The organism is Bradyrhizobium sp. 31Argb (genome assembly GCF_043638955.1).
Taxonomy (GTDB): Bacteria; Pseudomonadota; Alphaproteobacteria; order Rhizobiales; family Xanthobacteraceae; genus Bradyrhizobium.
This window is the reverse complement of the sequence record NZ_JBEGDB010000008.1, coordinates 63,883-75,305: the sequence shown is the minus strand read 5'-3', so window position 1 is coordinate 75,305 and position 11,423 is coordinate 63,883. Positions and strand designations below refer to the sequence as shown.

General features: G+C 64.2%; 8 protein-coding genes. 4 read left to right on the top strand and 4 right to left on the bottom strand.

Features of this window, described 5'->3' with window-relative positions; translation table 11 throughout:
- Positions 1 to 178: 178 nt before the first annotated feature.
- Positions 179 to 1,858, bottom strand: a complete 1,680-nt coding sequence (locus AAFX91_RS03065) for a methyl-accepting chemotaxis protein (RefSeq protein ID WP_394565495.1) — start codon at positions 1,856 to 1,858, stop codon at positions 179 to 181.
- Positions 1,859 to 2,014: 156 nt separating this feature from the next.
- Positions 2,015 to 3,190, bottom strand: coding sequence for an NnrS family protein (locus AAFX91_RS03060; RefSeq protein ID WP_394565494.1), 1,176 nt, complete (start codon positions 3,188 to 3,190; stop codon positions 2,015 to 2,017).
- 206 nt (positions 3,191 to 3,396) lie between these two features.
- Between AAFX91_RS03060 and AAFX91_RS03055 the strand changes: the two genes are divergently transcribed.
- The gene (locus AAFX91_RS03055) at positions 3,397 to 4,113 is read left to right on the top strand and encodes a Crp/Fnr family transcriptional regulator (protein WP_394565493.1); all 717 of its coding nucleotides are present in this window, start codon (positions 3,397 to 3,399) and stop codon (positions 4,111 to 4,113) included.
- A gap of 621 nt (positions 4,114 to 4,734) precedes the next feature.
- A complete protein-coding gene (locus AAFX91_RS03050) occupies positions 4,735 to 4,875 on the top strand; it encodes a hypothetical protein (RefSeq protein ID WP_282530063.1) in 141 nt (46 codons plus the stop codon).
- An 840-nt stretch (positions 4,876 to 5,715) separates the two neighbouring features.
- Here AAFX91_RS03050 and AAFX91_RS03045 read toward each other — a convergent pair.
- On the bottom strand, positions 5,716 to 6,177 hold the full coding sequence (locus AAFX91_RS03045; RefSeq protein ID WP_394565492.1) for an Lrp/AsnC family transcriptional regulator: 462 nt from the start codon (positions 6,175 to 6,177) through the stop codon (positions 5,716 to 5,718).
- A 138-nt stretch (positions 6,178 to 6,315) separates the two neighbouring features.
- Here AAFX91_RS03045 and AAFX91_RS03040 point away from each other — a divergent pair, with 138 nt between their 5' ends.
- Together AAFX91_RS03040 and AAFX91_RS03035 are read left to right on the top strand one after the other, a co-directional pair.
- Positions 6,316 to 8,682, top strand: coding sequence for a transketolase (locus AAFX91_RS03040; protein WP_394565491.1), 2,367 nt, complete (start codon positions 6,316 to 6,318; stop codon positions 8,680 to 8,682).
- 192 nt (positions 8,683 to 8,874) lie between these two features.
- A complete protein-coding gene (locus tag AAFX91_RS03035; RefSeq protein ID WP_394565490.1) occupies positions 8,875 to 10,305 on the top strand; it encodes an aldehyde dehydrogenase family protein in 1,431 nt (476 codons plus the stop codon).
- A gap of 52 nt (positions 10,306 to 10,357) precedes the next feature.
- Here the strand turns inward: AAFX91_RS03035 and AAFX91_RS03030 are convergent, their stop codons facing one another.
- Positions 10,358 to 11,320, bottom strand: coding sequence for an SMP-30/gluconolactonase/LRE family protein (locus tag AAFX91_RS03030; protein WP_130583790.1), 963 nt, complete (start codon positions 11,318 to 11,320; stop codon positions 10,358 to 10,360).
- Positions 11,321 to 11,423: the final 103 nt, after the last annotated feature.

Genomic DNA, 11,423 nt, shown 5'->3' with positions numbered 1-11,423 from the left:
AGGCTTCCTCCTAAAAGAAAGCCTTGAATCACGTTCAATCTGATTTGAGAATCCCAAGAGTCCACACGGCCTAGAGCATGATCCGATCAGGCTGAATCTTCACCTCTCCCGCTTGCGGGAGAGGGAGCGCAGCTTCACCTGGGCTGCCTTTCAACCTGATCGGCGATTGCTCTATTCCTCACGCCGCGCGGATATTGGCGAGGAAGCCGTCGACCTTGCTTCGCAGCATCGCCGCCTGCTTGTTGAGCTCTTCCGCCGAATCCAGCACCTTGCCCGCGGCTGTGCCAGTCTCGCCCGCGGCGCGGGTGACGCCGCCGATATTGCTGGAGACCGCGCTGGTGCCGTGCGCGGCTTGCTGCACGTTGCGGGCGATCTCTTTGGTGGCCGAACCCTGCTGCTCGACCGCCGCCGCGATCACGGTGGTGATCTCGTTGATCCCGCCGATCGTGCCGCCGATGCCTTCGATCGCCTGCACGGCGTCCGTCGTCGCGCCCTGCATCGCAGCGACCTGCGCGGAAATCTCCTCGGTCGCCTTCGCAGTCTGGCTCGCCAGCGATTTGACTTCGCTCGCCACCACGGCAAAGCCGCGCCCGGCCTCGCCGGCGCGCGCCGCCTCGATGGTGGCGTTCAGCGCCAGCAGATTGGTCTGGCTCGCGATATCGCTGATGAGCTTGATCACGTCGCCGATCTTCTGCGCCGCCGCCGAGAGGCCCTGCACCGTCACATTGGTGCGGTTGGCCTCTTCCACCGCCTGCTGGGCGACGCGGGTCGACTCCGCGACCTGGCGTCCGATCTCGGAGACCGAGGATGACAATTCTTCCGTCGCCGCGGCCACGGTCTGCACATTCGCGGAGGCCTGTTCGGCGACGGCGGAAACCGTCGTCGCCTGGCGGCTTGCTTCCGAGGCCGCGCCCGACATGCTGTTCGAGGTCGTGCGCAGACCGGCCGCGGCGCCCGCCAGCGCATCGAGCGAACTGCGGACGCTGTTCTCGAATTCGTCGGCCATCTTGCCGAGCAGGTTGATCCGCTCGGCTTCGGCCTGCTTCTTGATCTCGTCCTGTTCGCCGCGCAGCCGCGCCGCATCGATCATGTTGTTCTTGAACACCTGCACCGACTGCGCCATGGCGCCGACTTCGTCGCGGCGCTCCTGCGCGGGGATCACGGTATCGGTCGCGCCGTCGGCGATCTTGCGCATGGCGGCGGTCATGCCGGTGATCGGGCCGACGATGCTGCGCCCGATCAGGAAGCACATGCCGGCGACGAGCAGCAGCGCGACAGCGAGGATCGACCCGATCCAGCGCGCCTCCGACCAGAAGATCGCATCGATGTCGTCGAGATAGACGCCACCGGCAATGGCCCAGCCATAGGGTTTGAATTCGGTCGCATAGGAGATCTTCGGCACCGGCTCGCCGCCGGCCACGCGTGTAAAGCGGTACTGCACGAAGCCGCCGCCCAGGGGAGCCATTTCGACCTGCCGGCGGGTGTAGAACACGCCGTCCGTGTCAGCCGTATCCATCAGGTTCTTGCCGTCGACCTTCGGATTCGGATGCGACTCGACGAGGCCCTGCTTGCCCAGGGCATAGAAATAGTCGTCCTTGCCGAAGCGCAGCGTGCGCAGCAGCGTCTTGCTTCGTTCGAGTGCTTGCGCGTCGGAAAGGCCGGCCTTCTTGGCGGCCTGGTAGTCCTGCTCCACCGTCTGCTTGGCGAGCAGGACCAGGTCCTGCAGCTTGGCCTTGCGATCCTCGAGCAGATTGTTCTTCAGCGCCTGCAGGCCGACAAAGGCCACAGTGACGATGCCGAGCACCGAAATCCCGACCATGATCATCAGCTTGGAGGAAATTCTGAGATTGCCGAGCATCGCACACCTGTTCTGGAGCTTTCGGCGGCTTCGGCCGCCGATGGTTCCGAAAGGATTAATGCGAATTGGTGAAATTGCCCCTAATAGGCTACGGCTGCAGGACCTTCCGGCTGCAGTCGATCACCTCTTCAAACACCGCAAATCCGCGTCGAAACGTCACGCCTTTCGCGGCGAGCACAATGCGGGGCCGTAGAGCGCAACGAAGCCGATGAAGGCGATCGCCCAGGCAGCACCGGCCACCGTCAGCAGCGGGATCATATGCGACGGTTCGAGCGAGGCGCAGATGCGCGCGAGCGCGGCAGTGACGATCGCGGCATAGATCACCTGTGTGCCTGCGGAAGCCTGCAGCGCGCGGCCGGTGTGGCCGAGGGTGGCGCGGGTCATCACCGCAAGCGTCATCCCGCCGATGGCGCCGCCGGTCCAGGCGTGGATGCCGGCGCCGACCGGAACGAGGTCGATCGCGGCCAGCCCGGTCAGGATGAAGCCCACCGGTATGAAGGCGTAGGCCAGATGCAGGATCAGCACCAGGCGGTCGGACAGGGTCCGGTATCCGGCCCAGCGGCCCAGCCGGATCAGATGGAAGACGCCGGCGGGCAACAGCAGCGCCGCGGTAAGCCAGCCCGATGGCATCGCCTCCCAGGCCAGCAGCGCGATGCCGCCGAGCGCGACCGTGATGCTGTCGAAGCGGCCGAACGGCGCCGGCATCTGGCCGGCGGTTTGGCGTGCGAGCCAGTTGCGCGTGAAGCTCGGAACGATGCGGCCGCCGATCAGCGTGACCAGCATGATCACCAGTGCGATCGCAAACCGCGTCGAATAATCGGCGAGCCCGTTGAGATGCGCCTCGATGTGGAAGGCCACATTGGCGAGCGAGAGCAGCGAAACGATCGCCACGACCGGGAGGTTGCTCCACTTGCGTCCCGCCACGATCTCGCGCGCCGCCGCCATCGCGAGCAGTGTGAGGAACGCGACATCGATCACGGCGGTGGCCGCCCATCCGATCGAAGCAGAGAGGAAGATCGCGATCCGGCCGGCGATCCAGGTCGAGACCAGCGTTGCGAGCGAATTGCCTTGCAGCGGCAGTCGTCCCGTCCAGTTCGGCACGGCGGTCAGGAGGAAGCCGCCGATCACGGCGCTGACATAGCCGAACAGCATCTCGTGCACATGCCAGTCGCGCGGCGAGAATGCCGTGGTCAGGGCCAGATGACCTTCGTACACCGGCAGCCAGATCAGGATCATCGCGCCGGCATAGGCCGAGCCGAGCAGGAAGAACGGCCGGAAGCCGTAGGAGAGCACGGCCGGGCCCTGATACTGGCGCAATCTTGGGATCGACATGGCTGCCATCCGCTCGTTGACTTGTTGCTACTCTCCCGCCTCGGCGTGGGTGTATTGAGCCTTAGCGTTCCGAGACCCTGCGCGATTTGCGTCAGGACAACGTTCCGGAGGAATGTGGGCAACGGCCCTCCGGTTCGGCCCCTAGTTGCCTCGCGGGGCCTCCGGTTCTAGGTTCCGCGCCACTGGTTTCGTACGAAGAGAGCACCATGCCGCCCGTGGACCGATCGGTCGTGGCCGATGTCGCGCTGTTCGCCGGGCTTGGCCCCGCCGAGCTCGACGAAGTACTGCGGGAAGCGCGCTCCGTCCGGTATCCGAAGGACAGCGCGGTTTTTCACCAGGGTGCGGAGGCCGATTCGTTCTTCGTGCTGTTGCACGGCCATCTCCGTGTGGAGAAGACCACCCCGCAGGGACAGCAGATCGTCGTCCGCTACGTCTCCCCGGGCGAGATCTTCGGCGTGGCGCAGGCGCTGGCGCTGAAGCATTATCCGGCGACCGCGGTCGCCGCGGTCGAGAGCATCGCGCTGTGCTGGCCATCGGCGGCGTGGCCGCGCCTGACCTCAAAGTTCCCGAGCCTCGTGGCGAGCGCGCTGCAGACGGTCGGCAGCCGGCTGCAGGATACGCAGGCCCGTGTCATCGAGATGTCGAGCGAGCAGGTCGAGCAGCGCGTTGCGCATGCGTTGCTTCGCCTCGCGAAGCAGGCCGGTCGCAGGATCGAGACCGGCGTCGAGATCGATTTTCCGATCAGCCGCCAGGACGTCGCGGAGATGACCGGCACCACGCTGCATACGGTGAGCCGCATCTTGAGCGCATGGGAGCAGCAGGGCCTCGTCGAAGGTGGCCGCCAGCGCATCGTGCTGCGTGATCCGCACAAATTGTTCGCGCTGGCCGAAGGCCGCATTCCCTTCGCAAGATCCGGCGGCTGACGGACGCGGGGCGCGCGGCTTCGTCGCGACCGCGGAACCGGTGGTTGTATCGCCGACGTTCCACCCGCAATTCGCGGGTTCCGTCTCGTTGTCCGTCGGTTTGCTATCGTCAACCGGCTGGTGGGCCGGGCAGGTTGATCGGCCTGCCCGACATCTAGAGCATGATCCGGAAAATTGGAAACCGGTTTTCCGAAAAGATCATGCTCAAACAAAGAGATGAGATCATGATCCGAATTCCGTCTAATCGAATCATGATCTAGCGGTCCGCTACTCAGCCGGCTTGCTGAGATTCGGCGCGACCAAGGTCGGATCCAATCCGAGCATCTGGGCACGCTCTTTTCGCTCTTCGGCCAGAAAGTCCAGTTCGCGCTCGAGCGAACGGGCCACCGCTTCCTGGGCCGATTTGCGACGTTTGCTGTTTTCGTGAAGTCTTGGCGGTTGGGCAGTCACACAAGGTCCCCGTGTCATGAATCTGTCATGGGGTGATCGCATGGACGATTCCGTCACCCCAAATCAAATACTTTTTAGTGGCTAAGTTTGGGCGCCGTCCTAATACCGACAAAGTATTCATGCAGCGAACATCTGTTCGGCACACGCTCGCCCACTCGCCGGATGAGACGAATGAAAAACAGAAGCCCGAATGCTGCCCCCTACATCCTGACCGCGCTGGCGCTCGCCGCCGCGATCTGGACCGCCTTGGGTTCGCCGCACAGCGAACGGCCCGTCACGAAGCAATTGGCCCACAGCAGCATGGTGCCGTGAGAGCGCGCGGCGGCCGCTAATTCCTCACCGCGTAAATTGGTGTCCTCAGCACATTGAATTGGGTAGCCGGGCGTCGCCTCAACCACCGCCGTCATTGCGACCCGTTGGCTCGCAATGACGATGTGGGTTGCCTTGGGTGCGACATAACAACCCGACGGGCAAATCAGCAAAAGTCTGTCCAGCCCTCGCGCGAAAAACATTCCGCTTTCGCCGTCGGGCAAATCAGTGATTTAACTCCGCGCGTCTCACCCAAGAGAGGGGCGGGTCGCGATCGTCACGAACGTTGCGGTGAGATGCGGTGGACGAGAGTGTCACGACTGACGAGCGTGGCACTCGCGGACGGCGAAGTCGTGTGGTCCTGGCGCCCCGACGCTGGCGCTAAGCTTCTTGTGAAGTGACGGTGGCAAAAAAGCCCGGTCACCGGGGAGAGCACGAAGTAAGTCGTAACACCATCGCGCAGGGAAAGCCGGAATGCTTCGGTTGAACCTGTGGTCCTACCCCCGTGCTTTTTGTTGCACGGGACCCACGGGTGCAACCAGCACCCGGCTTTCCCTGCGCCCTCTGATCGATGCGAGGGCGGAAACTGAAGCAAAGCTCGGGCACGTCGTGCTGCGAGAACGCGAACTCACATCCTCACGCTGTTTGAAATTTGAATCCGAACCCATCCCCGTCATTGCGAGCGCAGCGAAGCAATCCATAGTGCCGCTTGCGGAGAAATGGATTGCTTCGCTGCGCTCGCAATGACGGTGGAAAGAGTGGTGGCTCGCGCCACAACATCTCCCTGTGATTATGGGTCCCGCCTTCGCTGGGGACGACATCCTACGGAATCGTAGCTCCGCCTCACACCGGCAGCGCGATCGAGTACTTCACCTGGCTCAATGCAAAGCTCGACTCGATCGAGGCGATGCCGTCGAGCCGCGTCAGCTTGTTCTTCAGGAAGGTCTCATAGGAGGAGAGGTCGGCGGCGACGACGCGCAGGAGATAGTCGCGGTTTCCGGTCATCAGATAGCATTCCAGAACCTCGTCCCATTTCGAGATCGCGCGCGCGAAGCGGTTGAGGTCTTCCTCCTTCTGCCGCGCCAGCTTGATCGAGATGAAGACAGAGACATGCAGTCCCAGCGCCTTCTGGTCGACGGTCGCGATATAGCGCGTGATCACGCCGCGCTGCTCCAAAAGCTTCACGCGGCGGTGACACGGCGAGACCGACAGGCCGACCTTGTCGGCGAGTTCCTGCATGGTCATGCGGCTGTCGGTCTGCAGCAGGCTGAGGATCTTGCGGTCGATGGCGTCTAGCGCTGGCATTGGGATGAACTCGCAGTTTGGAGGCAGGACGTGGGAATTTATCCCAATCCTGGAAGGTATGTCGCAAGGATTTGAGATTTTTGCCGATGGCTCCCCCGCTAAAATCGGCGCATATTGAATCACGCCCGGAGCATGGTCATGGGAATTGCGCCCGCTCGCCTGGAGCTGTTGTCCGCGCTGGCGCGGAAAGTGCTCTGGCTGTCGTCCTGGACGATCCATCACGCCAACCATATCCGCCCCAACGCCGATGGGCTGAAGGTCGGCGGCCATCAGGCATCGTCAGCCTCGCTCGCCAACATCATGTCGGCGCTCTATTTCTCGGTGCTGCGCCCGCAGGATCGCGTCGCCGTGAAGCCGCATGCGAGCCCGGTGTTCCATGCGATCCAGTACCTGTTCGGGCATCAGAGCCGCGAGAAGCTGGAGAATTTCCGCGGCTACAAGGGCGCGCAGTCCTATCCGTCGCGGACCAAGGATGCCGACGACGTCGATTTCTCCACCGGCTCGGTCGGGCTCGGCGTGGCGCAGACGCTGTTCGCCTCGCTGGTGCAGGACTACGTCAAATCGCATGGCTGGATGAAGGACCGGCCCGAGGGCCGCATGATCGCGCTGGTCGGCGACGCCGAGATGGACGAAGGCAACATCTTCGAGGCGCTGCTGGAGGGCTGGAAGCACGGCCTGCGCAACACCTGGTGGGTGGTCGACTACAACAGGCAGTCGCTCGATGCCGTCGTGCGCGAAGGATTGTGGGCCAAGTTCGAAACCATGTTCCGCAACTTCGGCTGGGACGTGGTGATCGTCAAATACGGCAAGCTGATGCTCGAGGCTTTCGCCGAGCCGGGCGGGGAGGCGTTGAAGCGCTGGATCGATAATTGCCCGAACCAGATGTATGCTGCGCTCTGCTTCCAGGGCGGCGCCGCGTTCCGCAAGCATCTGCGGGACGACATCGGCGACCAGGGACCGGTCTCTGCCCTGATCGACCGTCGCAGCGATGAAGAGCTGCTGGCGCTGATGTCCAATCTCGGCGGCCATGACATGGCGAGCATGATCGAGGCGTTCGAATCGATCGACCATGATCGCCCGGTCTGCTTCATCGCCTACACCATCAAGGGCGTCGGCCTGCCGTTCCAGGGCCACAAGGACAATCACGCCGGGCTGATGACGGTCGCGCAGATGGAGAAATGGCGCGCCAGCCAGAACATCCGGCCGGGCCACGAGTGGGAGAAGTTCGAAGGCCTGTCGCAGGATCCCGCCGCGCTCGAAGCGTTCCTCAGCGAGGCGCCATTCAACCGCGAGGGACGCCGCCGGCTGGACGCGCCCGCGATCGAGGTGCCGCCGCAGCTCGCCCTCAAGCCGTCGGCGCAGATGTCGACGCAGCAGGGTTTCGGCCTGGTGCTGAACGAGATCGCGCGCGGCGACAGCGCGCTCGCCGCGCGCATCGTCACGGTGTCGCCCGACGTCACCGTGTCGACCAATCTCGGCGCCTGGGTCAATCGCCGCGGCCTGTTCGCAAAGGCGGAGAACCACGATCTGTTCCGGCAGGAGAAGATCCCCTCCGCCTACACCTGGGAATATTCGCCGAAAGGACAGCATTTCGAGCTCGGCATCGCCGAGATGAACCTGTTCATCCTGCTCTCGGCGCTCGGGCTGTCGCACCAGATCAACGGCGAGCGGCTGCTACCGGTTGGCACGCTCTATGATCCCTTTATCGAGCGCGGCCTCGATGCGCTGAACTATGCCTGCTACCAGGATGCGCGCTTCATGGTGGCGGCGACGCCGTCAGGCGTGACGCTGGCGCCCGAAGGCGGCGCGCATCAGTCGATCAAGACGCCGCTGATCGGCATCGGCCAGGATGGGCTCGCCGCGTTCGAGCCTGCCTTCGTCGACGAACTCGCGGTGATGATGGCTTTCGGCTTCCAGCACATGCAGCGCGAGGGCGCCGACGGCGGCTCGGTCTATCTGCGGCTGTCGACCCGCACCATCGAGCAGCCGCAGCGGATCATGACGCCGGAGCTGCAGCGCGACATCACCGACGGCGCCTATTGGCTGCGGCGGCCGGGGCCGAACTGCGATATCGTGGTCGCCTATACCGGCGCGGTCGGGCCGGAGGCGATCGAGGCGGTTGGCTTCATCGGCGAGAGCCATCGCGATGTCGGCCTGCTTGCGATCACCTCCGCCGACCGGCTCCATGCCGGATGGACCGCGGCGCGGAATTTGCGCCGCGACCGGCGCGGCGTGCAGCATCTCAGCCATGTCGAAAAGCTGCTCTCGGCCCTGCACCGCGACTGCGGTCTCGTCACCGTGCTCGACGGCCATCCGGCTTCGCTCGGCTGGCTCGGCAGCGTGCGCGGCCATCGCGTCGAGGCGCTGGGCGTGGAGCATTTCGGCCAGACCGGCTCGATCGGCGACCTCTACCGCCACCACGGCATCGACGCCAACGCCATCATCGACGCCGCCGAAACGGTAACCGTCGGCGCCCCGGTGCGGCACCGCAAAATGGCGGTGTGAGACAGGAGGAGGGAGAGGGGAGGGAGCGACAGCGGGCCGTCTTGCCACCATCGCGGGGCTGATCTTATATCCGGTATCCGCCGCCTGTCGGCGCACCGCATATGGCGGGTTCAACTCATCAAGCTTTCGTGCAAGGATGCCTGCCGAACGCTTCCGTTCTGTTCTCCATACGCCCCGCACAAGAGGTTTCCGATGGTCAACCGCCTGCAATTCTATATCGACGGCGCCTGGGTCGATCCCGTCGTCAAGAAGTCCACCCCCGTCATCAATCCGGCGACCGAAGAGGCGATGTACGAAGTGGCGCTCGGCTCCAAGGCCGACGTCGACAAGGCGGTGGCTGCCGCCAAGCGCGCCTTCGAGACCTATTCGCAGACCAGCCGCGAGGAGCGCGTTGCGCTGCTGACCAAGGTCGTCGAGGTTTACAAGCGCCGCATGAAGGAGATCGGCGCCGCCGTCTCCGACGAGATGGGCGCCCCGCTGCCGATGGCGGAGAAGCTGCAGGCCGGCGCCGGCCTCGGCCATCTCATGAACACCTTAGAAGTGCTCAAGAAGTACGAGTTCGAGGAGACCATGGGCACCGCCGTGATCGTCCGCGAGCCGGTCGGCGTCATCGGCATGATCACGCCCTGGAACTGGCCCTTGAACCAGATCGCCTGCAAGGTCGCGCCGGCGCTCGCGGCGGGCTGCACCATGATCCTGAAGCCGTCCGAGTTCACGCCGACCTCGGCGCTGATCTTCGCCGAAATCCTCGATGAAGCCGGCGTGCCGAAGGGCGTGTTCAACCTGCTCAACGGTCTCGGCCCCGAAGTCGGCGCCGCCATGAGCGAGCACCCGGATATCGACATGATCTCGTTCACCGGCTCGACCCGCGCCGGCGTCGATGTCGCCAAGCGCGCCGCGCCGACCGTGAAGCGCGTCAGCCAGGAGCTCGGCGGCAAGTCGCCGAACGTCATCCTCGACGACGCCGACCTCGTGAAGGCTGTGACTGGCGGCGTGATGCACATGTTCAACAATTCCGGCCAGTCCTGCAACGCGCCGTCGCGGATGATCGTGCCGCTGTCGAAGATGAAGGAAGTGGCCGCGATCGCCAAGGGCGTCGCCGACAAGACCAAGGCCGGCGATCCCCGCGGCGACGGCACCACCATCGGCCCGGTCGTCAACCGCGGCCAGTGGGACAAGATCCAGGCGCTGATCAAGAAGGGCATCGACGAAGGCGCCACGCTCGTCGCTGGCGGCCCGGGCCTGCCCGAGGGCGTCAACAAGGGCTTCTACGTCCGTCCGACCATCTTCGCCGACGTCACCAATGAGATGACGATCGCCCGCGAAGAGATTTTCGGGCCGGTGCTGACCATCATCGGCGCCAAGGACGAGGAAGACGCGGTGCGCATCGCCAACGACACGCCCTATGGTCTTGCCGGCTACGTCTCCGCCGGCACGGTGGAGCGCGCGCGCAAGGTCGGCCGCCAGATCCGCGCCGGCAATGTCAACCTGCAGGGCGTTCCGAACGAGCGGACCGCGCCATTCGGCGGCTACAAGCAGTCCGGCAACGGCCGCGAATGGGGCAAGTTCGGTCTCGAAGAATATCTCGAGGTGAAGGCCGTCGCCGGCTTCAACGCGGCGTAAGCCTTTCACGACACTATTGCGGCGCCGGGGCCTTCGCCCCGGCGCCGTGTTTCTACCCGCCGAGCGCGCCTTGCGTGTTGACGTAAAGCGCATAGATCGACTGGCTGGCGGCCATGAACAGGCGGTTGCGCTTCAAGCCGCCGAAGCAGAGGTTGGCGCAGCGCTCCGGCAAGGCGATACGGCCGATCATGACGCCGTCGGGCGCGAAGATGACGACGCCGTCGAGTTCGGGATCGCCCATGCCCCAGCCGCACCAGAGGTTGCCGTCGATGTCGCAACGCATGCCGTCGGGCGTGCCCGGGCCGGCATCGACGAAGACCCGCTTGTTGGCAATCTTGTCGCCATTGGGCGCGACGTCATAGGCAAGGATCTTGCGGTTCGGTACGCCGCGGGATTCCACGATGTAGAGGATCTTTTCATCCGGCGAGAAGCACAGACCGTTCGGCCCCAAAACGCCCTCGGCGACGATGGTCGCTTTGCCGGTCTCGCCGTCGATCCGGTAGACGTTGGCATCGATCTCGGACTCGGCCTTGTAGCCTTCGTAATCGCCGAGCAAGCCGAAGGTGGGATCGGTGAACCAGATCGAGCCGTCGGACTTCACGACAACGTCATTGGGCGAGTTCAGCCGTTTGCCGTTGATGGAGTCCGTCAACACCGTGATCGATCCGTCATACTCGGTGCGCACCACGCGGCGGCCGCCGTGCTCGCAGGTGACGAGCCGACCCTGCCGGTCGCGGGTGTTGCCGTTGGCGAAGTTGGAGGGCTTACGGAAATTGCTGACCGCGCCGGTCTCCTCTTCCCACTTGATGATGCGCTGGTTCGGGATATCGCTGCACAGGAGGTAACGCCCGTCACCGAACCAGACCGGGCCCTCGGCCCAGCGCAGGCCGGTGGCCAGCCGCTCTACCGCCGAGAGCTTGAGCCAGTATTTCTCGAAGCGCGGATCGAGCGCATGGATCGCGGGATCAGGATAGAACGTCGCCGGACGCCAGCCGGCGGAATACGTATCGGACATTTGCTGTTCTCGTTGTGATGTTTCCTCGCGCCTCATTTTGCTATCATTGTCGGACACCGACCGCAAATCGGCTGAAACAACGAGGGAAGAAACGGGGGACGAA